17 protein-coding genes are annotated in these 24,287 nt (G+C 46.1%); 11 read left to right on the forward strand and 6 right to left on the reverse strand.

The window, feature by feature from the left end:
* The first annotated feature begins 155 nt into the window (after positions 1 to 155).
* Both A4R26_RS04365 and A4R26_RS04370 read left to right on the forward strand, forming a co-directional pair.
* The gene (locus tag A4R26_RS04365) at positions 156 to 3,206 is read left to right on the forward strand and encodes an efflux RND transporter permease subunit (RefSeq protein WP_081161058.1); all 3,051 of its coding nucleotides are present in this window, start codon (positions 156 to 158) and stop codon (positions 3,204 to 3,206) included.
* A gap of 196 nt (positions 3,207 to 3,402) precedes the next feature.
* Positions 3,403 to 4,341: an NAD-dependent epimerase/dehydratase family protein gene (locus tag A4R26_RS04370; RefSeq protein WP_081161062.1), complete on the forward strand. Its 939-nt coding sequence runs from the start codon at positions 3,403 to 3,405 to the stop codon at positions 4,339 to 4,341.
* A 66-nt stretch (positions 4,342 to 4,407) separates the two neighbouring features.
* Here A4R26_RS04370 and A4R26_RS04375 read toward each other — a convergent pair whose 3' ends face one another.
* Positions 4,408 to 5,571 (reverse strand): hypothetical protein, encoded by a 1,164-nt coding sequence (locus A4R26_RS04375; protein WP_081161065.1) that lies wholly within the window; start codon positions 5,569 to 5,571, stop codon positions 4,408 to 4,410.
* A 515-nt stretch (positions 5,572 to 6,086) separates the two neighbouring features.
* Here A4R26_RS04375 and atpD point away from each other — a divergent pair.
* Complete coding sequence (atpD, locus tag A4R26_RS04385; protein ID WP_081161073.1) at positions 6,087 to 7,586, forward strand: F0F1 ATP synthase subunit beta; 1,500 nt, start codon at positions 6,087 to 6,089, stop codon at positions 7,584 to 7,586.
* A 137-nt stretch (positions 7,587 to 7,723) separates the two neighbouring features.
* Positions 7,724 to 7,981: an ATP synthase F1 subunit epsilon gene (gene atpC / locus A4R26_RS04390; RefSeq protein ID WP_081161077.1), complete on the forward strand. Its 258-nt coding sequence runs from the start codon at positions 7,724 to 7,726 to the stop codon at positions 7,979 to 7,981.
* Positions 7,982 to 8,151: 170 nt separating this feature from the next.
* On the opposite strand, the gene A4R26_RS04395 is transcribed toward atpC, so the two are convergent.
* Both A4R26_RS04395 and A4R26_RS04400 read right to left on the reverse strand, forming a co-directional pair.
* The gene (locus A4R26_RS04395; protein ID WP_081161081.1) at positions 8,152 to 9,246 is read right to left on the reverse strand and encodes a sugar transferase; all 1,095 of its coding nucleotides are present in this window, start codon (positions 9,244 to 9,246) and stop codon (positions 8,152 to 8,154) included.
* A gap of 30 nt (positions 9,247 to 9,276) precedes the next feature.
* Positions 9,277 to 9,675: a response regulator gene (locus tag A4R26_RS04400; RefSeq protein ID WP_081161085.1), complete on the reverse strand. Its 399-nt coding sequence runs from the start codon at positions 9,673 to 9,675 to the stop codon at positions 9,277 to 9,279.
* Between the two features lie 629 nt (positions 9,676 to 10,304).
* On the opposite strand from A4R26_RS04400, the gene A4R26_RS04405 reads away from it, so the two are divergent.
* Positions 10,305 to 10,871: a hypothetical protein gene (locus A4R26_RS04405; protein WP_081161087.1), complete on the forward strand. Its 567-nt coding sequence runs from the start codon at positions 10,305 to 10,307 to the stop codon at positions 10,869 to 10,871.
* Positions 10,872 to 11,010: 139 nt separating this feature from the next.
* Here A4R26_RS04405 and A4R26_RS04410 read toward each other — a convergent pair whose 3' ends face one another.
* Complete coding sequence (locus A4R26_RS04410) at positions 11,011 to 11,550, reverse strand: LOG family protein (protein ID WP_107685798.1); 540 nt, start codon at positions 11,548 to 11,550, stop codon at positions 11,011 to 11,013.
* A 262-nt stretch (positions 11,551 to 11,812) separates the two neighbouring features.
* Between A4R26_RS04410 and A4R26_RS04415 the strand changes: the two genes are divergently transcribed.
* The 5 genes from A4R26_RS04415 (at position 11,813) to A4R26_RS04435 (ending at position 18,117) form a co-directional block, all read left to right on the forward strand.
* Positions 11,813 to 13,339, forward strand: a complete 1,527-nt coding sequence (locus A4R26_RS04415) for a sodium:solute symporter (RefSeq protein WP_081161090.1) — start codon at positions 11,813 to 11,815, stop codon at positions 13,337 to 13,339.
* A 539-nt stretch (positions 13,340 to 13,878) separates the two neighbouring features.
* Positions 13,879 to 14,517, forward strand: coding sequence for an O-methyltransferase (locus A4R26_RS04420; RefSeq protein ID WP_081161092.1), 639 nt, complete (start codon positions 13,879 to 13,881; stop codon positions 14,515 to 14,517).
* A gap of 11 nt (positions 14,518 to 14,528) precedes the next feature.
* Positions 14,529 to 15,749: a glucosaminidase domain-containing protein gene (locus tag A4R26_RS04425; RefSeq protein ID WP_165760143.1), complete on the forward strand. Its 1,221-nt coding sequence runs from the start codon at positions 14,529 to 14,531 to the stop codon at positions 15,747 to 15,749.
* 3 nt (positions 15,750 to 15,752) lie between these two features.
* Positions 15,753 to 16,289, forward strand: coding sequence for a hypoxanthine phosphoribosyltransferase (gene hpt / locus A4R26_RS04430; RefSeq protein WP_081161097.1), 537 nt, complete (start codon positions 15,753 to 15,755; stop codon positions 16,287 to 16,289).
* A 70-nt stretch (positions 16,290 to 16,359) separates the two neighbouring features.
* Positions 16,360 to 18,117: a vWA domain-containing protein gene (locus A4R26_RS04435; RefSeq protein WP_081161100.1), complete on the forward strand. Its 1,758-nt coding sequence runs from the start codon at positions 16,360 to 16,362 to the stop codon at positions 18,115 to 18,117.
* Positions 18,118 to 18,291: 174 nt separating this feature from the next.
* Here A4R26_RS04435 and dnaJ read toward each other — a convergent pair whose 3' ends face one another.
* Both dnaJ and A4R26_RS04445 read right to left on the reverse strand, forming a co-directional pair.
* On the reverse strand, positions 18,292 to 19,449 hold the full coding sequence (gene dnaJ, locus A4R26_RS04440; RefSeq protein WP_081161101.1) for a molecular chaperone DnaJ: 1,158 nt from the start codon (positions 19,447 to 19,449) through the stop codon (positions 18,292 to 18,294).
* A gap of 171 nt (positions 19,450 to 19,620) precedes the next feature.
* A complete protein-coding gene (locus A4R26_RS04445) occupies positions 19,621 to 20,187 on the reverse strand; it encodes a nucleotide exchange factor GrpE (RefSeq protein ID WP_081161103.1) in 567 nt (188 codons plus the stop codon).
* 839 nt (positions 20,188 to 21,026) lie between these two features.
* On the opposite strand from A4R26_RS04445, the gene A4R26_RS04450 reads away from it, so the two are divergent.
* Positions 21,027 to 24,272 carry a SusC/RagA family TonB-linked outer membrane protein gene (locus tag A4R26_RS04450; RefSeq protein ID WP_081161104.1) on the forward strand — a complete coding sequence of 1,082 codons (3,246 nt, stop codon included), beginning with the start codon at positions 21,027 to 21,029 and terminating at the stop codon, positions 24,270 to 24,272.
* Positions 24,273 to 24,287: the final 15 nt, after the last annotated feature.

Genomic DNA, 24,287 nt, shown 5'->3' on the forward strand with positions numbered 1-24,287 from the left:
AAGTAATTCAATCGGGGATGAATTGATGGCGGTATTGGCGCAATGGTATGCGCAAACGGTAAAATACAAGGTGTGGCACACTTTGTTTGCGTAGAGAATGTAAGTGTGCCCGCCTCTAAAAGAAAAAAATAGTTCCAAATTCAAATCAGGCTGTTATGAAGATAACTGACTTTTCAGTAAAAAATTATCAGTTCACGCTCATTGTGTTTGTGATGCTGATCGCTATAGGGGTAAACTCGCTGCTGAATATGCCCCGCGGGGAAGACCCCGATTTTGCAGCGCCGAATTTCAGCGTTGTTGTTATATACCCCGGAACCAGTCCGAAAGACATGGAAGAACTGGTTGTTGATCCCATCGAAAAACGAATGAACGAGCTCGACGATATCAAACGCGTTATCAGCCGGATGGATGACGGGTTGGCCGTAATTCAGATAGAATTCAAATACGAAACCGATCCCGATAAAAAGTACCAGGATGTGGTGCGCGAAATGGATGCATTGAAGAATGAGCTGCCACCCGATATTTTCGATATCAATATTCAAAAGTTCAACCCTTCCGACGTAAATATTATTCAAATAGGCCTGTTGAGCGAAACCACACCCTACAAAGACCTTGAAGAGTGGAGTAAAAAACTGAAGGAGCGGCTTGAGAAAGTAAAGACCTTAAAGAATGTCGACAACTGGGCCTTTCCCCAGCAACAGGTGCGGGTGTCGCTTCAGTTGGAAAAGCTGGCGCAATATGGAATTCCATTAAATAAAGTGCTGGGCGCTATTCAAAGCGAGAATGTAAATATTCCCGGCGGCAGTATTGAAATGGGCGAGAAGAAGTTCAATATAAAAACCAGCGGTAATTATAAGAGCATCGATGAAATAAAGAACACCATAGTAAGCAATGCCAATGGAAAGCTGGTGTACGTAAAGGATATAGCAGAAGTGAATTTTAATTATGAAGAACAAACCTATATAGCCAGGCTGAACGGTAAACGCGGCGTGTTTGTAACCGCCAGCCGTAAAATGGGCACCAATATTTTTGCTGTAGAAAAAGAGGTAAAACCAATACTCGAACAGTTTAAAAAAGAACTGCCCAAAAGCATAACGTACGAGCAGAGTTTCGACAATGCGCACAGTGTTCGAACCAGGCTGGGCGGGTTTACCCGCGACTTTGCCATTGCGATCTTCCTCGTGTTGTTAACGTTGCTGCCATTGGGCCTGCGTGCATCTATTGTGGTAATGGTGTCAATTCCTTTATCGCTCGCCATTGGTTTATTTCTGTTAGATATGTTTGGCATTACTATTAACCAGTTGAGTATAGTAGGTATGGTGGTAGCCCTGGGTTTGCTGGTCGATGACAGCATTGTTGTGGTAGAAAATATTGAACGGTATTTACGCATGGGCTATGGCCGCCGCGAAGCCGCCATGGAAGCTACCAAACAAATTGGCCTGGCGGTAATAGGTTGTACGGTTACATTGATATTTGCCTTTTTGCCGCTGATGTTTTTACCGGAAGGGGCCGGTGATTTTATCCGCAGCTTACCGGCAGCGGTGGTTACCACCGTGCTGGCGTCGTTGTTTGTATCCCTTACGATCGTGCCCTTCCTTTCGAGCCGTATTTTAAGCAATCATGAAAATCCCGAAGGCAATTTCTTTTTGCGTGGGTTGAAAAAGTTCATCGGCGGATCGTATCGCCGGTTACTGAATGTGGCCATTGCCCGCCCCGTAGCCACCTTGCTGGTAGCGCTGGCTATCTTTGTTGGTTCGCTGGCCCTGGTACCGGTAGTAGGCTTTAGTGTATTCCCCGCTTCAGAAAAGCCGATGTTCCTTATAAATATTGAAACGCCCTTAGGCACAAGCCTGCAGTCGACCAACCAGGTGGCGCATTATGTAGAAAAAGAGATCAGCAGTCTTCCCGATCTGAAGAATTATGCTACCAACGTGGGCCGCGGTAATCCGCGCATTTATTACAACGTGGTGCCGCAAAATGAAGTGAGCAACTACGCTCAGTTGTTTGTACAGTTGAAAGAAACGCCGCCGGCGGAAAAAAGAAAACTGATCGATCAACTGCGGGCGAAGTTCAGGCACTATCCCAATGCCAAAATAGAGGTAAAGGATTTTGAACAGGGGCCGCCGGTGGAAGCGCCGATCGCCATCAGGTTGTTCAGCGAAGACCTCGATACTTTGCGCAGCCTGGCTTTCAGGGTAGAAGCACTGTTGAAGAAAACGCCCGGCACCATTTATGTGAACAATGAGCTCACCACATTGAAAACCGACCTGCGCGTAAAAGTGAATAAAGAAAAAGCCGGTTTGCTGGGTGTGCCGGTGAATGAGATCGACCGCACCATTCGCATGTCGGTAGCGGGACTGAACATAGGCACGTTCAGAAAAGAGAATGGCGATGAATATAATATTACGGTTACGCTGCCCCGGCCGGCAGGCGGGGAAGAAAGACAAACCTTTGAGGCATTCAGTAAAGTGTATGTTACCAGCGTTACCGGTGCTTCCATTCCGCTGAACCAACTGGCCGACATTCGTTTCGAAACTTCGCCGGTTACCATTAAACACTATGAGAAAGACAGGTATACCGTAACCACGGCTTTTGTGCAAAGCGGTTATAATACCGGCAAACTCACCGGCAGTATTATAAAACAGCTCGATACCATGAAATTCCCGGCCAACAGTCATTATGTAGCTGCAGGCGAAGTGGAAGCCAGTAAGGAAAGTTTTGGCGGGTTGGGTACCATCGTGCTCATTACCATCTTCGGTATCCTCGGTACGCTGATCCTCGAGTTTAAAACTTTCCGCGGAACGCTCATTGTACTTTCCGTAATACCACTGGGCATCATTGGCGCGGTGCTGATGTTACTGGCTACAGGCAATACATTCTCGTTTGTTGCGGTAATTGGTTTGATTGCGTTAATTGGCATTGAAGTAAAAAACTCTATATTGCTGGTTGATTATACCGATCAGCTGCGCAAGCAGGGAATGAGTCTCGATAAAGCCATACAGGAAGCCGGCGAAACGCGATTTGTGCCCATTATTCTAACCACATTAACTGCAATCGGTGGCCTGCTGCCGCTGGTAATTGAAAACAACCCGCTGTATTCACCGCTTGCACTGGTGATCATCGGGGGGCTGATCAGTTCTACTTTATTGACCCGGATCGTGACGCCGGTGTTGTATAAACTGCTAGCGCCGAAAGTTACTCAATAAAGGGGGAAGGCATACAGGCAACGAGTCACAAAGGCACAAAGGTGAAAAGGCGAACATTTGAGCGGCGCAAGAAAGTAAAGTATTTACGAAGCTCGCGAGTCATTTCAGGTTTGCCGTCTGCCGTTTCACGATTCACGACAGCCAGACGTTTAATAAAATAACAAAACATACAATTGAGTATTAAAAATATTATACAATGAACATCCATACCATCTTCGGCGCCGGCGGCGCTGTATCTGACCAGTTATTACCCGTATTATTAAATAATAAAGAAAACGTGCGGCTGGTATCCCGCACCGTAAAACAAATTGATGGTGTTGAATCCGTAGCGGCAGACGCTACCAATTATCAACAAACATTACAGGCCATCAAAGGATCATCGGTAGTTTATTTATTGATCGGGCTGCCGTACGATATCCGCGTATGGCGGGCGCAATGGCCCGTCATCATGACCAACGTGATCAATGCCTGTAAGGAAACAGGGGCGAAACTGATCTTCTTCGATAACGTATACATGTACGGGAAAGTAAATGGCTGGATGACGGAAGAAACACCCTTCAACCCCTGCAGTAAAAAAGGAGAGGTGCGGGCAGGTATTGCCGGTCAGTTATTACAGGAAACCAGGGCCGGTAACCTGCAGGCCATGATAGCACGCAGTGCCGATTTTTACGGACCGGTTGGTTTTAAAACAAGTGTTCCCAACCTGCTGGTGATCCAAAACCTGTTGAAAGGAAAAAAGAGTCAATGGCTGGGCAGCGCCGATCAGCCGCATTCCATTACCTATGTGCCCGATGCTGCAAAAGCATTGTACCTGTTGGCAAATAAACCCGAAGCGTTTGGTGAAACCTGGCATTTGCCAACCTCCAGTGAACTGATAACGGGCCGCAGGTTTATACAACAGGCAGCCGCGCTCATGCAAAAACCTGATGGGGTAACTGTTATTCCCAACTGGATGTTATCGCTGGCCGCACTGTTCAACGTTACCATGAAAGAACTAAAGGAAATGAATTATCAGAACGAATATCCATATCTGTTCAGTTCCGAAAAATTCAATAAAGCTTTTGGATTTACTCCTACGTCGTATGAAGAAGGAATTAAAGAAACGGTAGCATGGGCCTTGAAGAATAACCAATAATGAATTTTGAATATCGAATGTTGAAGGCTGTATTTACTTCGATATTTGACATTCATTATTCGATAATTAACTAACCATCGGATGCCGTTTAAACTCCCTTGTGCGGTCGAACAAATACCGGTAGGTGGTAAGCACCCGGCTCTGAAAGGTATCGCCAAGGCTGGCGGCAACATTCAGCATTTTAGGGTTGAAATCGCCGATCCATTGCATTTCATATTCTGTATACGGCGTTTGCCATTGTATCACCTTGCCGCTTTCAACGATCATATACGCATCTAATCCCTTGCCCTGGTATTCGGGCACGATGCCAAAAACCAGTCCCGTACATTTCTTACAGGGTTTGGTCTTTTTGATCCACAGGAATTTCAGTTTATGAAACAGGCTGAATTTTCCATCGAGGTATTTGAACCACTGGTTCAGGTCGGGCAGGTTGATGAACATGGCGATGGGCTGCTCCTTATGATAAGTGAACCAGATGATGCGCTCATCCATCACCGGCCTCATTTTTTTGAACATCAGCATTACCTGGTCTTTCTTCAGTTCTTTCAATCCGCCGTGGCCGGCCCAGGCTTTATTATATACGTAGGAAAAGTCGGCGGCGAATTTTTCCAGTTTATTTTTATCGATAGGAATGCACCGGTATGCTGAATTGGCGTAAATGGCGTGCCGCTCGTGCAGTTTATCGCTGAGCTTCTTTTTGGGGTCTAATCCAATACAGATCTGGTTAAAGAACGGCCGGAACCCATAATGCTCAAACAGCTCGCGATAATAGGGCGGGTTATAGTTCATGCAATACAGCGGTTCCTGAAAACCTTCCGTTACCAATCCCCACCAGCGGTCGCGCTCCCCGAAGTTAATAGGGCCGTCCATCGCTTCCACGCCACGCTGCATAAGCCAGTGTTTGGCAACATCGAACAGCATGTCGGCGGCCGACTGGTCATTGATGCAGTCGAAAAAGCCAATGCCGCCTACGGGGAATTCATCGCCTTTGTTTTTATATTTCTTATTGGTAAAAGCGGCAATACGGCCTATGCATTTCCCGTCGGGTGCAAACAGTACCCAGCGAATACATTGGCCGTGGCGGAAGGTTTTGTTCTTTTGAGGATTGAATACTTCTTCCACATCCTTATCGAGGGGACGGATATAATTGGGGTTGGACCGGTTCAGTTCAACATTGACCCTGATGAAATCTTTGGCTAATCCAGTTGTAGTAACTTCAGTTAATTGCATGTTCGGATATAAGGATATCGCATAGTTCCATGAAACAAAGTACAAATAAAACGAAAAAGCGGTAAATAGTTACCGGTTTCCGGATGCGCCGCGTTATCGGTGAACTTCCCTGATCTGGGATGCGTTCCCGGTTCCGGGATACAGGGGGTCGAAATCCGGGTCGTAAAATTATTTACAGGCCTCGCGATTCTGAACCTGAGGCCGGAGGCCTGAAAACTGAATCTGTAACCCGCAACCCAATAAAAGCGAGCCCAGGAATGCAACCTGTAACCTCCAACCTGTAACCCAATAAAAGCGAGCCCCGGACAAAAGCCCCGGAAACCGGTAACTGGTACCCGGAAACCGCTTTTTCCGCGTCTGGCGGTACTTTCCAAAAAATCTATTCCTTTAAAATACCAAAATATCGGCTGTTCACTTACCTTTGCAGCCGAAATTAAAAATACTGCTTTAAAACACTAATAAGTGATTGAAAATCAGTAATTAATTAAAACGCTCACGCTAAATCAAACTATTATATGCCAAATGTTGGTAAGATCAAGCAGATCATCGGTGCTGTAGTAGACGTGCAGTTTGAAGGAAAACTCCCTGAAATTTACAATGCGCTTGAATTAAAGCGCCAAAATGGTGAAGTGCTGGTAATGGAAGCACAGCAACACCTGGGTGAAGACAGCGTTCGTTGTATCGCCATGGACGGTACCGAAGGCCTGGTGCGGGGAATGGTTGTAACAGATACCGGTGCTGCGATTGCCATGCCAACCGGCGAAGCTATCAAAGGCCGTTTGTTCAATGTAACCGGCGACCCTATCGATGGATTGCCTGCTGTACCTAAAACGAATGGTCGCCCCATTCACAGCAAACCCCCTGCATTCGAAAACCTGAGCACCGCTACCGAAGTGTTGTTCACAGGTATCAAAGTAATTGACCTCATTGAACCATACGCAAAAGGTGGTAAGATCGGTTTGTTTGGTGGTGCGGGTGTAGGTAAAACCGTACTGATCCAGGAACTGATCAATAACATCGCAAAAGCATATTCCGGTTTATCAGTATTTGCCGGTGTGGGTGAAAGAACCCGCGAAGGTAATGACCTGATGCGCGAAATGATCGAAGCCGGCATTATGAAATACGGCGAAGAATTCATCCATAGCATGGAGAAAGGCGGCTGGGACCTGAGCAAAGTGAACATGAAAGAGCTGTCTGATTCAAAAGCTACCTTCGTATTCGGACAAATGAACGAACCCCCGGGCGCCCGTGCCCGTGTGGCACTGAGCGGTCTTACCATCGCTGAGTACTACCGCGATGGCGACGGACAGGGCAAAGGCCGCGACATCCTGTTCTTCGTTGACAATATCTTCCGTTTCACCCAGGCCGGTTCTGAGGTTTCGGCGCTGCTGGGTCGTATGCCTTCTGCCGTGGGTTACCAACCTACGCTGGCTACCGAAATGGGGCTGATGCAGGAGCGTATCACATCTACCAAGAACGGTTCAATTACATCGGTACAGGCGGTTTACGTACCAGCGGATGACTTAACCGACCCCGCTCCGGCTACTACCTTCGCCCACCTGGATGCTACAACCGTATTAAGCCGTAAGATCGCTGACTTAGGTATCTATCCTGCGGTTGACCCGCTTGATTCTACCAGCCGTATCCTTACGCCGCAGATCGTTGGTGATTCACATTATAACACTGCCAACCGCGTAAAACTGATCTTACAACGTTATAAAGAGTTACAGGATATCATCGCCATCCTCGGTATGGATGAGTTGAGTGAAGAAGATAAACAAACCGTATTCCGCGCCCGTAAAGTACAACGCTTCCTGTCACAACCTTTCCATGTGGCCGAGCAGTTTACCGGTCTGAAAGGGGTACTGGTTCCCATCGAAGAAACTATCCGTGGTTTTAACATGATCATGGACGGTGAAGTAGATGAGTATCCTGAAGCAGCATTCAACCTGGTAGGTACCATCGACGATGCTATCGAAAAAGGTAAAAAGCTGTTGGCTCAGGCTCAGGGTTAATGAGCTGATTAGCTAATTTGCTAATTAGCTAATGCTTAAACGCGGCCTTCAATTTTCGAATATTTGAGCGCCTGATATAATTTAGTCTGTTACACAGAGAGAATTAGCACATTATCACATTAGCATATTAGCACATTATGAATTTAGAGATTTTAACTCCGGAAAAAAAGCTGTTCAGTGGTGAAGTGTATGGCGTTCAACTGCCTGGTATAACCGGTTTGTTCGAAGTGCTCGATAAACACGCTCCGCTGGTAAGCGCGCTGAAATCAGGCCGGGTAAAGGTTTTGAAAGATAAAAGCAATCACCTTGCTTTTTACGAGATCCAGGGCGGATTTGTTGAAGTGCTCGACGGTAAAACAACCGTGCTGGTAGAAGGCGCTTCCGTTGTCGGATAACATACTTTGAAGCTTTCAGCTAGATTCAATTATACGTCTCCCCCGTTTTGCCGGGGGAGATTTTTTTTTACTGGAAGCAGGTAAACCGCCTACGCTAAAGCTTCGGCGCACGAAGCAAAAAAAATCTCCCCGGGGCATCGGGGAGATTGCATGGTAGAATACTATGTAAATCAGGCGTTCGACTTTTGAATAACGGCCGATGGCTTATTGGCCATGAGCCAGATATCGTACAGCAGGTCCGATTTATCGGCGCCCGGTTCAAGCGGCGCATCGGCCGGTAGAACCGCTTCGCTGTCCTTTTGCGCCTGCCAGCCGGTTATACCGGCAGCGGCCAGGAAATGACCGGCGCCTTCATTGGTGGTGAGCCTTGCCGCTTCATATAACGGCAGCGCACGGTGCCCAACCAGTGAAAGGTGACCCAGCCATACGTTCAGCAGTTGCGGCAGTTCATCGAGGCTCGTCTTGCGCAGGAATAAACCAATTCTGCTGATGCAGGCGCCATTCTTCTTTTTATCGGCGTCCTGTATAATGGTGTTGAATTTATACAGGTTGAAAATGCGATAACCACGGCCGGTGCGCAGGGTGGAGAACAGGACCGGTCCGCCCGTGTCGAGTTTCACCGCCAGCGCTATCAGCAGCATTACGGGGCCAAGCGCCAGCAGCAGGGTAGAGGAGATGAGCACATCGAGCCCTCTTTTTGCCACCGCACGTACGTTGGGGTACTTACGAAACGCCGTTTCCACTTTGCTAACCTGTGGTTGCTGCAGCCGTTTTTGTTTCATCTGCTTCAGGAAGTTCACCTTGCGCAACAGTTCGGCAGGGGTAAATTCATTCAGCACTATCAGGTCGTCGATGAACTCATATCGTTTAAAGCGGGCCAGCTCCTCTTTCGATAAACCGGTTACCTCAACTATAAAAGGCACATCGGCCATTATTTTATGGTCATCGATGAATTTATGCAGTGCTGCCAGGTGCCCGATGCCCTGCGCAGCTTCCGCAATGATCATATCGGGAATGGTTACCGCATCCTGTTTTTTCAGCAAACGCTTCAGGCTGAAAATGGCGCCTTCGGTAGAATTGCTGGCGTAACCAAATTCAAAAGCGGCTTTCAGTTTGGCTGAATTACGGGACTGGGTTCCTACATAAAAGAACTGCAACTTACCGATGTCGGTTGGTTCCTGTTCGGCTACAGGCAAACTATAGCGTTGGTAACGCGCGCGAGCGGTATTCTCTATTTTTTTCGTAGGTAGAATTGAAAGATCCATAGAAGACAATTTAATTGATCAATCCCGGCATTAGCCGGCTTTCACTGTCGAAACCGGTGCAACCCTGCTCATAACTTTCTGAACTGTTTCGTTTAATTCAAGCGGATTAAATGGCTTCGTATAAAAATCCGATATACCATATTTCAGGCATTTCGCTGCTGTAACCTCCTTATCGAGCGATGACAAAACTACCAGGGGAATATCCCGGTAAAGCGCGCTCGAAGAAAATTCTTCGATCAGTTCCCAGTCCTGCACATCGGGTAACTGCGGGTCAACGATGATCAGGTCGGGCAGGTTCTTTTTCGATAACCAGAACATGGCCGAACAGGCATCGGGTGCGGTAATAACCTGGTATTCTTTTCCCAGTACCGTGTGCAATAAAAACCTTATCGCTTTGCTGTCGTCAATTGCCAGAATACATCTCTTCATTATCGTTTATTAAGTGAAAACAATTTTCGTTTTCCGATAAGACATAAGGATGCGTTCGGTTCGCACAGGTATTGGAATACAGATTCCTGGACATACATATGGCTGTCGGGAATCATATTACAAAATGTACAAAACGGCTTTACAGGATTGTTAGATTAACTTCTTTAAGGTGTTAACCAGTTTGGGGGGATTTTCCAGGGATTTGTGGTATGATAAGCTGTAAAATCTTTCGGTCTTCAAGGGATAGGCACAATAAAAGTAATAACAAAATCCAATAAAGCAAATACCCGCCGGCACGTAGTAAAAAAATATATATAAATGCTTAGTTATAAGGCGTTCGCTAAGTGCTGATTAGGTAACAGTTTGATTATTAGTACTAATTATCCACATGTATTGTTGTTATTACGCCGATCGTATCTTGCTGATTGATAGTTGAATAGTTCAACCGTAATTAGTAACATCTTAACATTAAATGAAGCTGCTGAAATGTATTTTAGCAAATGTGATAATTGGATAATTCGATAATGTGATAATGCTTTAAGTTTGAGCAGTCCTTATTAACAGGAAGCTCACGCGGGGGCCACATATGTCTGTATTTAATTATCACATTATCAAATTATCACATTATTATGAAAAAATATATACTGACCGCCTGTTTAATAGCCATGTTTAGTGTTGTAGCTGTAGCCCAGGATGGGGAGATGGAGCCGGAGCGCAGGGGTTTTGATAAGGAAAAACTGTTCTTTGGCGGGAACTTTGGATTGGGTTTCGGCAATGTGTCAACGCTGGTAAATGTATCACCGCAGGTAGGCTACCGGTTCAACCGTTATCTGGCTGCCGGTGCCGGAGTTAACTTTATTTATTCGAGCTACAAGTACGAGTGGTTAGATTATAAAGAACAATTTGGTGTAGCGGGGCTGAATATCTTCGGCCGGGTATATCCTATAGAATATATCTTCTTTCAATTGCAGCCCGAGGCGAATTATACCTGGGGTAAACATAAAGCTTTAAGCTCCGATGTAGAGTATAAACTCGACAGTAAGATCGTTCCGTCGTTATTGGGCGGCATTGGTGCTGCGATCCCTGCAGGCCGTGGTTTCTTTATTGTAAGCGCCAACTACGATCTGTTGCAAAATGACCGCAGTCCGTATGGCAGCAGAACGTTCTTTAATTTTGGGTATAATGTCGGATTTTAATGTGCTGATTTGCTAATGTCATAATGTGCTAATGCGCATACGGGGCCGCCAGATCAAATATTGAAAGCCTATATTTAATTAAGCTGTTGCTGCAGGAAGAATTAGCACATTAGCTAATTATCACATTAGCTAATTGGCTTTACCCAATCTTATTAAAGATCTCCACCGGCGTGTCACAAAAGATGATTCTATCTTCGACAGCCTCATAAAGAAAGTCTTCTTTCTTCAGGTGAAGTAAATGCAGCCTGAGGTGGTTGTAAAAATTTTCCGAGTTCAGCACGTATATTTTTTTATCGTGTATTTTAAGCTGGTTCCAGGTAAGCATTTCAAACAACTCGTCGAGGGTGCCAAAGCCGCCGGGCAGTACGATGGCTGCATCGCACATTTCATACATCATTTTTTTTCGGGTATGCATATCTGGCACTACAAACAACTCGGTAAGTCCTTCGTGCTGATGTTCCCATTCAACAAGTATTTTAGGAATTACCCCCATTACCTTGCCGCCGTTGCCCAGTACGCCATCGGCAATGGCGCCCATTAAACCTGTATTGCCACCGCCATATACCATCCGCAGGTTCAGCACTGCTATCAGTTTACCGAGTTCTGCCGCATGCTTCATGTATAAAGGGTTCCTTCCGGCCTTTGATCCGCAAAAAACTGATACCGATTCGATCTTCATGCTCGCTGTTTTTTATAGGGACATAGATTGTTAAAAAAATGCCCATCGAACTCTAAGATAAAAGGATTATCAGCAATAGTGAAACACAATTTTATTATCTTCAGACCTAAAGTTTGAACAGGGGAGCGCTTTGATGTTTGGGTTTTTATGTTTTAAAAATTAAGCGGATGCGCAAACAAAAACGTCGTAAACTATCTTCTATTCAGGCTTTTAGGCTATTGAACGTATCCGACTTTATTGAACCGTTTAATCAACGTTAATTATGTCTGCATCGCTGTTATTCTCCTTTGTGATCGGTTATTTCGTTTTATTGCTGGTTGTTGCGTACTTCACTTCCCGGAATTCAAACAATGATTCATTTTTTATCGGAAACCGCAATTCAAACTGGATGCTCGTAGCATTTGGGATGGTGGGCACATCGCTGAGCGGTGTAACCTTTGTATCGGTGCCCGGTACCGTAGGTGATTTTGCGGGTAGCGTGCATAAGGGATTTGCTTATTTCCAGGTGGTGATCGGTTATTTCTTTGGATACCTCGTTGTGGCCTTTGTGCTGTTGCCGCTGTATTACAAAATGAACCTTACTTCCATTTATAATTACCTGCAGAAACGGTTCGGCACCATTGCCTATAAAACGGGTGCGTTGTTTTTTATTATCTCGCGCACGGTAGGCGCCACCGCCCGCCTGTACCTGGTGATCTTCGTATTGCAGGAATTTATTTTGAAAAGTTTTGGCGTTCCGTTTATAGTAACCGCGCTAATTATTCTATTGATGATCCTGTTGTACACATTTGAAGGCGGGGTTAAAACCATTGTTTACACCGATACTTTGCAAACCTCGCTGATGCTGCTGGGGCTGGTGGTAGCTGTAGTGTATATTCTCAACAACCTCGATCTCTCGGTAGGCGATGCCATGCAAACGCTTACTGCCAAAGGATATACAAACATCTTCAATACCGATCCCATGAGCGGCGGGTTCTTCCTGAAACAGATCATAGGCGGTATGTTCATTACCATTTCAATGTTCGGGCTCGATCAGGAAATGATGCAGAAGAACATTAGTGTAAAAACGTTGAAAGATTCGCAAAAGAACATGATCACCTTTAACCTGGTTAGCGCCGGGGTTAACTTTTTGTTCCTGTTGTTAGGTGGTTTGTTGTACCTGTACGCATTGAATCACGGAGCTGAATATGCCCAGGCTGCAGGCGGGAAAATGCAATTGTTGAGTGAGAATAAAAACATCATGGGTGACGAGCTTTTCCCCACCATGGCCTTGCAGTATATGCCGCAGGCCATATCTATAATATTTATCATTGCGCTCATCAGCGCCCTGTTCCCCAGTGCCGATGGCGCATTGACCGCATTGACCTCTTCGTTCTGTATAGATATGCTGGGCCTGAAACGCCGCGATGACCTTACCGAAAAACAAAAAAAGAAGATCAGGTTAACGGTGCACCTGTCATTTACGGTCATATTCCTTTTTTGTATCATGATATTTTACCGCATTGGCGACCGTAGTATCATCGATAAAATACTTACGCTGGCCGGGTATACTTACGGGCCGTTGCTGGGGCTTTTCGCATTCGGCATCCTCAGCAAAAGAGCATTGCCTTCCACTTATTTAATTACCATCATTTGTTTGGCCGCGCCTTTTATCTGTTATTTTCTCAGCCAGAACTCGGCAAAATTGCTTGGCGGCTACCAGATAGGCATAGAGCTGCTTATCATAAACGGATTACTAACGTACCTCGGGTTATTGAGCATTTCAAAAAAAGCTGTGGTAACACAATAACTGTTTTGTAGTTTATGAAATTCCAGTTGTGGCGCGCTTTTGAAGCGCGCCACTTTTGGTATTGCGTTGCATGATAATACTTATGCGTTCAAAAAAATAAACGGCCGGTAAACTAAAACTTTATTTCCCCCGTTTAATACGTACCATTACAATTACCGTTGTACAGTAAACGAAGAAGATGTTATGTATACAACTGCAAAGCACCCTGATTAAGAAGTAAGAATTACCACTAACAATATTTACGATAGCTGGAGTGTTTAGTCTGAGGTCGGGAGGCCATTTTTTGAAGGTGAATGGATTTCTGACTCCCGACCGATGGCTAAGCAAGGTTAATGTGCTAATTTGCTGACGTGCTAATGTGATAATGGAATACAGCTTCGTACAGTTTCCTGCTCACCTCACTTTGCACCTTAATAAAAAACTGAACAACTGAACAACTGAACAACTCAAATAACTGAACAACTCAATAACTGAACAACTCCCGAACCGGTAACCGGCCACTTCCGCTCCACTCATTATCTTTGTTGTAAAAACAAATATTGGACATAGTCAACTCCCTTGCCGAAGCATACGCCAGCCGGTACACATCACCGGATGATGCTTTTTTGGCGGAAATTGCGGCCAGTACCGCAGCCACTCATGCCCATGCACATATGTTAAGCGGTCATGTACAGGGGAAGTTCCTCGAAATGATCAGCTGCCTGTTGCAGCCCCGGCGGGTGCTCGAAATAGGCACTTTTACCGGTTATAGCGCCATTTGCCTTGCTAAGGGCTTGTTAAAAGATGGAAAAATACATACAATTGAGCTCCGGGAGGAGGATGCATCTGTAGCCCGGGCAAATTTCAATAGGTCAATTGACGCAGGTAAGATAATTTTGCACGTGGGTAACGCGTTAAGCATTATTCCCGGATTGAATGAAACCTGGGATCTTGTATTTATAGATGCAGATAAAGTAAATTATACCCAATATTACCAGTTGGTGTTGCCAATGGTACGGCCTGGCGGTCTGATTATAGCGGATAACGTGCTTTTTCACGGTCAGGTGTTGCAACAGCCGGTTGCCGGCAAAAATGCCAAAGCCATCCACGCATTCAACGAACATGTGTTGCAGGATGCCGGTGTTGAGAAAGTTATGCTGACCGTCAGGGACGGATTACTCATGATTAGAAAAAAATAAACAGGATGCCGTTGAAACGATTACTGGTTGTCATTTCAATTATCGCAGCGCCGGGGCTTAAAGCACAGCGCAACAGCGACGTGATCGATTACATTAATACCTATAAGGAAATTGCCATTCGCGAAATGCAGCGAAGTGGTATTCCCGCTTCTATCACCCTGGCTCAGGGTATACACGAAAGCATGGCCGGCAAAAGCGACCTGTGCTCCAGATCGAATAACCATTTTGGTATAAAATGCCGTGCCGAGTGGAAGGGTGAGAAAGTATATCACGATGACGATGCCCGCGGGGAATGTTTCAGGAGCTATAAAAAAGCGGAGGAGTCCTATGTTGACCATTCCGATTTTTTGAAAAAAGGCAGCCGCTACGCCTTCCTGTTCAATTACGAACCCACCGATTACAGCCAGTGGGCCTACGGGTTAAAAAAGGCCGGGTACGCTACCAATCCCAAATATCCGCAGATCCTAATCAAATACATTGAAGATTACAACCTGCAACAGTACACGCTCATTGCCATGGGTAAATTATCCCCTGCAGAGGAAGTGCTGGCCGGTGGCGGCAGGCCCGTTAACATCAGCAACGGGGTGGCTATACAGGAAATAAAAATGCCACCAATGGTAAAACCGCCGGTTGAATACCCGATGGGACAGTTCCATATAAACCGTACCAAAGTGATTTTTGTCAAGGCCGGCGCTTCCATGCTGGGCATTGCCAAACAATACGATGTTTCGCTAAAACACCTGCTCGATTTCAATGAGCTCACCGATGAAGATGAGGATGTATTGTCGCAGGACCAGTTGATCTTCCTGCAGCGCAAACGCAGATCGGGTGAAAATGAGTTCCATGAAGTGAGAGAGGGCGAAACACTGTACGATATCAGCCAGAGCGAAGGCATTCGGCTCGATAACCTGATCGTTTACAATCACCTGCAGGAACAGGGCGAACCGGCCCCCGGTGAGAGATTGTATTTGCAGGAAAAAGCCCCGGCACGGCCCAAACTGGCCAGGGAAGTAGTAAATGAAGCGCCAAAGCTTGCCGTAATGCCGCTTGAGCAGATCACCGCCTCCAATTCTTCGGCCGTGACCGCCAGCCTGCACATTGTACAGGAAAAAGAAACTTTGTATAGTATTGCGAAAAAATATAGTATTACAGTAGAACAACTCAAAGATTGGAATAAACTGACGGGTGATGGCCTGAGAACCGGACAGGAACTGGTTATATACAAAAACTGACTTATGGGTGAAATTCGCGTACACGACAAACAATTTGAACCATACCTTAGTGCAGCATCGATTGCCGAACGGATCAAAGACATTGCCGGCAAACTGAATAACGATTATGCCGAAAAGAAACCACTGTTCATCGCTATTTTGAATGGCTCATTTATGTTTGCGTCAGATCTGTTCAAGGAGCTTGCCATAGACGCAGAGATCTGTTTTATAAAGCTCGCTTCCTATAAAGGAACAAAAAGTACCGGGCATGTAATTACGGCTATTGGTCTCGATATGGACCTTTTCGGCCGCGATGTGGTGATCGTAGAGGATATTGTAGACACCGGTAAAACGCTCAGTGAATTTCTGCCCCAGTTAAAACACCAGCAACCTGCCTCGTTGAAGATCGTAGCGCTGCTGCATAAACCCGAAGCAACGGTTTTTCCCATTACCATCGATTATCTTGGATTTTCCATTCCCAATAAGTTTGTGGTTGGGTACGGTCTCGATTATGATGGGTTAGGACGAAATATTCCCGAGATTTTTAAGTTGATAGAATAAAGGTTAACAAGTTAAGGGGTTAACCAGTTAACCAGTTAACTCGTCAACTCGTCAACTATCATCAACATATTTGAAAACTGCTGTCGCCATATTAACCTCATTCCTGTTTGTAGTAGCTGGTCACGCGCAGTATTATTTGCGTGGTGAGATCAGGGACGAAAAAAACAACCTTCTGTCGAATGCGCGCATTGTGCTTCATTCAACAGGTTATGTTTATTCTTCAGGCAGCAGCGGCTCATTTGGCATCATGACCAGAAAGCAGATCGACTCCATAACCGTTTCACTCGATGGCTACCAGCCCCTTTCTGTAAAACTCGAAACCGCCAGGTACCATTCCCTCGTATTAAAAACATTACTCACATCGGCCAACCTGCAAAAGAACAGGCTGCTTTCCTTTACGCGTAATTTAAAACCGGGCGACCGGCGTAACTGGACGGTGGGCACCGAAACCTATAATTCATTACTGGAAAATGATTTTGTGCAGGCCGATAAATATCCCGAAACGGGGTTTGCTATCAATACCGATAAAGCGTCGTACAGCAATGTGCGCCGTTTTCTGAACATGAATACCACGGTGCCGCCCGATGCCGTGCGAACCGAGGAGTTGTTGAATTATTTCAGTTTTAAATACCAGGCGCCGCCCGCCGATAGTGTGTTTGGCTTTCAGTCTTTTGTTTCTGATTGTCCCTGGAACAAAACAAACCAGCTGCTTGCGTTGCATGTTTCAGCACGAAAGCTCGATCCCGAAAAGATACCGCCCAGCAACCTGGTGTTCCTTGTAGATGTGTCGGGTTCGATGGATATGCCCAACCGCCTGCCATTGCTGAAGTCGGCTTTTACCTTACTGGTGAATAACCTGCGCGATAAGGATACCATTTCCATTGTCGTATACGGCAGTACCATCGGTGTATGGCTGCAGCCAACTTCAGGGAAAGAAAAAGAAAAGATCCGCCAATCGATCGAAGAGATGTATCCCGGCGGGTCAACACCCGGCGAATCGGGCATTAGAACGGCATATAACCTTGCCCGCAGCCAGTTCATAAAAGGCGGCAATAACCGCGTTATCCTCGCTACCGATGGCGATTTCAATGTAGGGCAAACCAGCGACGACGAACTCGAAAAACTGATCACCCAGCATCAGCAGTCGGGCATATATTTAACCTGTTTGGGCGTAGGTATGGGCAACTATAAAGATTCGAAACTGGAGGTGCTTGCGAAAAAGGGGAATGGCAATTTTGCTTACCTCGATAATGAACGGGAAGCGGAGAAGGTGTTGGTGAAAGAACTTACCCAAACACTGTACAGCGTAGCCGATAATGCATTTTTAAATATAGAGTTCAATGCCGGCCTGGTAAAGAATTACCGGTTGATCGGCTTCGATAACAAATGGAAGGCGCTCGTTGATTCGGTAAGCGAGCTTGATGGGGGAGAAGTAGGCTCGGGGCATTCGGTGATCGCCCTGTTTGAAATAGACCCGGTGTATGTTGATGAACGGGCTGCCGGCAACAAAGGCAACCTTGCAAACGTGAACGTACGGTACAAACTGCCCAACGATACATTACAGCGTTATACCAGTTATAAATGCCCGTATACCGTAACGCCGTTTACCTCCTTACCACCCACCTACCGGTTTGCTTCATCGGTAGCCATGTTTGCTGCATTGCTGAAAGATTCGAAATATGCCCGCACTTATAGCTGGGGCGAAGTGATAAAACTGGCTGGAGAATCGGCAGATAAACAGGATGCCATTCAGCAGGAATTTGTAACTATTGTTGAGAAGGCGAAGAAGATCTATAGTAAGGTGCGGAAGAAGAAACGAAGAAAGTAATGTGTTTTATTTATAACCTCGCGTTGATAATAAGCAAATTCGAAAATGTGAAAATTCGAAAATGTGCAAATGCTTTTTGCGCGGCCTTAACGCATAATTGCGTATTATCAATAATCAGACGGCAGCACAGAAGGGCATTTGCACATTTGCAAATTGGCTAATTTGCACATTGGTTTACGAAAACATCTCCCGCACTTTATCGAAAAAGCTTTTATCCGATTTTTCCGGTTGTGGTTTGAAGTTCGGTGAACCGTTCATTTTCTCCAACTGCGCTTTCTCTTCTGCAGAAAGGTTCTGAGGCGTCCATACATTCACATAGATCAGCTGATCGCCTTTTTCATATGAGTTCACGCCGGGAAAGCCTTTGCCTTTCAGCCGGAAAATTTTTCCGCTTTGGGTTCCGGCAGGTATTTTGATTTTGGCCCGGCCATCGATGGTAGGCACTTCTACCGATGTGCCGAAGCAGGCATCGGGGAAGGAGATATGCAGTTCGTATGCTACATTCAAACCATCGCGATGTAATTCTTTATGTTGTTCTTCCTCTATTAAAACAATGAGGTCGCCGGGAGGGCCACCACGTTCACCGGCATTACCCCTGCCGCCAAGGCTCAGTTGCATGCCCTCCTGAACACCGGCCGGAATATCGAGCGTTACGGTTTCTTCACCATACATTCTGCCTTCGCCTTTACAGGTTCCGCATTTGGCGGTTATGGTAGTTCCTTCACCATTACAGCTGGGACAGGTAGTAACCGTTTGCATTTGACCCAGGAAGGTATTGGAAACACGGCGCACCTGACCGCTGCCGCCGCAGGTTGTACATGTTTGAACGCTGCCTTTATCTTTTGCGCCACTGCCCGAACAGGTGGTACAGGGCACATGTTTTTTTACTTTAACCTGTTTGGTAACGCCTTTGGCTATTTCCTCATAGGTAAGTTTGATCTTTATTCTCAGGTTGCTGCCGCGAACGCCGCGCATCCGCTGGCCGCCTCTTCTTCCGCCGCCGCCACCAAAAAAGCTTCCGAAAATATCGTCACCGAAAATATCGCCGAACTGGCTGAAGATATCTTCCATGTTGCCACTGCCGCTAAAACCACGGCCATTGCCCTGCACACCGGCGTGTCCAAAACGATCGTACTGAGCCCGCTTGTCGGCATCGCTCAGAACTTCATAGGCTTCAGCTGCTTCCTTGAATTTTTCTTCGGCAGCTTTATCGCCAGGGTTACGGTCAGGGTGAAACTGCATTGCTACTTTGCGGTAGGCCTTTTTGATCTCATCCTGCGATGCACCTTTTTGAACACCCAGTATTTCGTAATAATCTCTTTTAGTAGACATATATTAAAACAAATGTGAGAATTCGATAATTAGATAATGTGATAATGATAATGTGCTGATTCGATAATGTGCTAATGAACGCCTGTGCAACATGCTGATAATTTTTTAGCGGTATACGCCGCGTCCCTGCATTAGCATATTAGCACATTAGCTAATTATCACATTGACCAATTATTTACCTACCACAACCTTAGCAAATCTTATAATTTTATCATTCATATAATACCCTTTCTGCACTTCATCGATCACTTTGCCTTTCATCGCTTCATTAGGAGCAGGAATTTCGGTGATCGCTTCGTGCTGATCGGGGTTGAAATCGGTACCTATGGTTTGCATGGGTTTTACGCCCTTGCTTTGCATGGTGCTTCTGAATTTATTGAACACCAGTTGAATGCCCTCTTTAAGCGGCGCATCTTCGCTGCTCTGTAATTGCTTTTCAGCCCGGTCGCAGTCGTCCAGTACCTCAAGGAGGGAGGTGATCACCTCTTTGCCGGCGGTTTGTATCATATCAATCCTCTCCTTCGCGGTACGCCTTCTGAAATTCTCAAATTCAGCAACCTGCCGCAGGTACTTGTCTTTCAGTTCCGCTACCTCAGCTTTCAGCTTTTCAACCTCATCTTCACTGGCAACCGGTTCGTTAAGGTGCGAAGTGCCACTGATGCTTTCATCAGTGTTGATATCCATGTCTGCATTGGTACCGTTTTCACGGTTAACGGTGTTTTTGTCTTTATCTGCCATAACTAGTGCTTACGTGTTTTTCACTTTCATAACTGCAAAATTGACGGTCAAAACCCTCCCCGGCTTTGCGTCGGGACGGTGTTTTTGCGTCAAATAAGAGCGCTGCCCTTCGGCGGCGCTAAATTTTACCAATTTTCAATGGTAAAGCTATACCGTTCAATTACTTTGCCAGTGCCCCCGGAAGAGCCAAATTGTCTTATTTACAGCCATATATCGGCGAAAAAGACACCTTTTTGGCCAACCTGAAATAAGGGCAGAAGCAGTTCAACGGGCTGCAAAGATAAAAGGTTTAAAGCACAAGGCATAAGGCTCAAAGCACAAGACCCCAGAGCCAGGGCTCAAAGCTCAGGATGAACGGCTCAGGGGCATTATCAAATAATGAAATTCCTGTCTGTTACGATCAAAACTCCCAACCTCCCGAAAAGGCAGCTTAAGTTCGGGAAGCAATCATATGAAACAAATCTCAGATCCCTTACATCCTAAATCCGTCAAATCCTAAATCCCTCAAATCTAAAATCCCACATCTTTCTATAGCTCAATACATCTTTAACCGATACTACCTGTTTTTTAACCGGTTGCAGCATTTGCTGCCGGCCGGTTCTCTAAAAAGGGAATTCGCCGGCCGCTTCATGTTATAAAAAAACATACTGGTATACGTTACGTTATAAATAATTTCCGATAGATTTAATTTACAGCAGGTAAGATATATAAAAAATAACAGGCCCTTATTCGTTACTAACGGTATATCAAAAACGTGAATTTTATTTCAGGGAACGGTAATTAATCGCTTAATTTAGTAACTGCGTTTTCACAACCAAACATTCAAAAAACAAACGATTATGCCCTCAAAGCTAACTGTTAGGTTGTGGCTGGCCATTCTATTGCTATTACCTGCCACAACGATTCTTGCTCAGCAAAAAAACATTTCCGGAAAAGTAACGGACAGTAACAATCAGCCCATCACCGGTGCTACTGTTTCTGTGAAAGGCTCAACCGTTGCCACGCAAACAAACGCGGAAGGTTCATTTTCCATCATTGTTCCCGGTTCTTCGGCCGTGTTATTGTTTTCTTCCATTGGCTTCGAGCCAAGAGAGCTGCCCGTTGGAAACAATCTTACACTCACTGTTGCTTTAAAGACAACCACTTCCAATTTGAATGAAGTGGTAATTACCGGCTACACCGCTCAACGGAAGAAAGACATTACCGGTTCTGTAGCGGTAGTTGAGGTAGACAACATGCGCCAGATCCCTACCGGTACTCCTGAAAAAGCGTTGCAGGGCCAGGCTGCCGGGGTAACCATCGTTACATCGGGTATGCCGGGCAGTAACAGCAATATCAGGGTACGTGGTATTACTTCGGTAGGCGCAACCGATCCGCTGGTGATCATTGACGGTACACAGGGCAACATGCACGACCTGAACGTGAACGACATTGAATCAATTCAGGTTTTAAAAGATGCGGGCGCTGCCGCTATTTACGGAGTGCGCGGTTCTAACGGCGTAATTGTCGTTACCACCAAACGCGGCCGAAGCGGTAAAGTAAGGATCAATTACGATGCTTATGTAGGCACCCAACGGCCATTGAAAAACGGGTTCAATATTGCCAATACCCAGGAAACGGCCAATGCCATTCAACAGGGGTACATCAACAGCGGTTTAACGCCCGGCCATAAACAACTGGGCACCGGCCAAACACCTGTAATTCCCGATTACATAAGGCCAACAGCTGCCATGGAGGGTGATCCCAACACCGATCCCTCAACGTACAAGCTGTACGACAACCAGATCACAAAAACCAACAAACAGGGTACCGACTGGTTTCATGAGATCTTTAAACCGGCGCCCATCACCAGCCATAACCTGGCAGTGTCATCGGGGTCCGACAGGTCAACCTTCTTTTTGTCGTTGAACTATTTCAATCAGCAGGGCACGTTGATTGAAACTTATTTAAAGCGATACTCAGCCAGGATCAACACTACATTCAATTTAGGTAATAAGGTTCGCGTTGGTGAGAACGCGTACATCTTTTACCGCCAAAACCCGGGGCTTACAAACGGTAACCAGAACGAAGGCAATCCCATTTCGCATAGCTATCGCGAAAGCCCGTTGATCCCCGTATATGACATCATGGGCAATTTTGCCGGTACCGGTTCCCAGGGCCTGGGTAATGCGCAAAACCCTGTTGCCAACCTTAAGCGTACCGCAAATAATAAAGACAATACCTGGCAGGTACAGGGGAACGTATTTGCAGAAGCAGACGTGCTCAAACACTTTACAGCGCGCACCAGCTTCGGCGGCTTTTTCGATAACCACTACTGGAATGTATTTTCCTATACTTCTTACGAAAACGCCGAGAACAATAAAAATCCCAACAGCTTTACTGAGTTTACGATGTACAACAGTAGCTGGACCTGGACAAATACGTTGACCTATAACAATACCTGGGGCAACCATAATCTTAAAGTGCTGGCAGGTACCGAAGCCATTCAAAACTATCAGCGTGGTTTCTTTGGCCAACGTACCAACTACCCGGTCACCAATGCGGGTAACCTCACTGTAAATCCAAGTTTATGGACCCTGCTGTTCGGTCCGCCCCGCGGCCAGGTAACGGGTAACCTTAATATCAATAATGGAATTGCCATCGATGGCAATAACCCGCCCACGCCGGTGCAAACCTCACTGTATTCGCAGTTTGGCCGCGTTGATTATAATTATGATGATAAATACCTGTTGAGCGGTACGTTGCGCCGCGATGGATCTTCGGTGTTTGACGAAAGTCAGCGCTGGGGTGTATTCCCGAGTGTGACCGCAGGCTGGCGCATCTCACGCGAAAGATTCTTCGGCACCATAGGCTGGCTGAATGAATTGAAATTACGCGGCGGTTGGGGTAAGCTGGGTTCAATCAGCAACATTAACCCAACGAATGCGTTCGACCTGTACAACCAGCTCGCGGCCAGTTCCTATTATGATATCAACGGCGCCAACAACTCTTCGGTATTGGGTATTTTTGCCAGTCAGAACGGCAACAGGGCCACTACCTGGGAAGAAGATATCATTACCAATGTAGGATTCGATGCGGTACTGTTCAACAATAAACTGAACTTCTCATTTGAATGGTATAAAAAAGCTATCAGCGGATTGTTGTTCCGTCCGCTCGCACCGGCTACAGGCGGAGGCGCTACCGCTGCATTTGTAAATGCGGGAAATATTCAGAATACCGGTGTTGATATTGCGGCTACTTATCACGGTAACATAGAAGAGTTCAGGTTCGATGTTACGGGAACGTTCACTTCCTATAAGAACCAGGTGAAAAGCCTGCCCGATGGTATTAAGTATTACGACCAGGTAAGCACCGGTTCTGACCGTATTGGCGCATTCAGCCGTTTACAACCCGGTGAGGCCCTGGGTTCATTTTTTGGGTACAAGGTTGTGGGGCTGTTTCAAAGCGATGATGACGTAAGCAAATCGCCCACACAGGAAGCTGCGGCACCGGGCCGCCTGAAATTTCAGGATGCCAGCGGCGATGGCAGGATCGATGCTGATGACCGCGTGTTCTTCGGTAATCCCAATCCGAAATTCACAGCTGGTTTGAACATCGACGCTTCTTATAAAGGCTTTGATTTCTCCGCATTCTTTTATACATCTGTAGGGAACGATGCTATCAATTACGTACGTTACTGGACCGATTTTCCACAGGTATTTGATGGGGCAATAAGTAAAGACGCGGCTAATAACTCATGGACGCCAACAAGACTCAATGCCAAAGTGCCCCGCCTCGAACGCGGCGCCAACTTCAGCACCACTACCCAGTTCAGTTCGTATTTCCTCGAAGACGGTTCTTTCTTCCGTTGTAAATCGATGGTGTTAGGCTACAATATTCCAACCGGCCGCATCAAAAAAATAGGTATCGAACGGTTCAGGGTATATGTACAGGCAGCCAACCTGTTCACTATCACCAGATATACCGGTCTGGATCCGGAGTTAACGACATCCAACCTGCGTGATAACACGAACTTCGGGATCGACTTCGGTAACTATCCTTCCAACCAGAAGAATTATAACATAGGTGTGAACGTATCTTTTTAACACTGAAATCAAAGC

The sequence above is a fragment of the Niastella populi genome (assembly GCF_002078015.1).
Taxonomy (GTDB): Bacteria; Bacteroidota; Bacteroidia; order Chitinophagales; family Chitinophagaceae; genus Niastella; species Niastella populi.

Coding starts and splice junctions, on each gene's coding strand:
- A4R26_RS04405 (WP_081161087.1), top strand. CDS start 10,305: ATGAAAAAATATATACTGACCGCCTGTTTAATAGCCATGTTTAGTGTT.
- A4R26_RS04445 (WP_081161103.1), bottom strand. CDS start 20,187: ATGGCAGATAAAGACAAAAACACCGTTAACCGTGAAAACGGTACCAAT.
- dnaJ (WP_081161101.1), bottom strand. CDS start 19,449: ATGTCTACTAAAAGAGATTATTACGAAATACTGGGTGTTCAAAAAGGT.
- A4R26_RS04375 (WP_081161065.1), bottom strand. CDS start 5,571: ATGCAATTAACTGAAGTTACTACAACTGGATTAGCCAAAGATTTCATC.
- A4R26_RS04395 (WP_081161081.1), bottom strand. CDS start 9,246: ATGGATCTTTCAATTCTACCTACGAAAAAAATAGAGAATACCGCTCGC.
- A4R26_RS04365 (WP_081161058.1), top strand. CDS start 156: ATGAAGATAACTGACTTTTCAGTAAAAAATTATCAGTTCACGCTCATT.
- A4R26_RS04410 (WP_107685798.1), bottom strand. CDS start 11,550: ATGAAGATCGAATCGGTATCAGTTTTTTGCGGATCAAAGGCCGGAAGG.
- A4R26_RS04415 (WP_081161090.1), top strand. CDS start 11,813: ATGTCTGCATCGCTGTTATTCTCCTTTGTGATCGGTTATTTCGTTTTA.
- A4R26_RS04370 (WP_081161062.1), top strand. CDS start 3,403: ATGAACATCCATACCATCTTCGGCGCCGGCGGCGCTGTATCTGACCAG.
- hpt (WP_081161097.1), top strand. CDS start 15,753: ATGGGTGAAATTCGCGTACACGACAAACAATTTGAACCATACCTTAGT.
- A4R26_RS04400 (WP_081161085.1), bottom strand. CDS start 9,675: ATGAAGAGATGTATTCTGGCAATTGACGACAGCAAAGCGATAAGGTTT.
- atpD (WP_081161073.1), top strand. CDS start 6,087: ATGCCAAATGTTGGTAAGATCAAGCAGATCATCGGTGCTGTAGTAGAC.
- A4R26_RS04450 (WP_081161104.1), top strand. CDS start 21,027: ATGCCCTCAAAGCTAACTGTTAGGTTGTGGCTGGCCATTCTATTGCTA.
- atpC (WP_081161077.1), top strand. CDS start 7,724: ATGAATTTAGAGATTTTAACTCCGGAAAAAAAGCTGTTCAGTGGTGAA.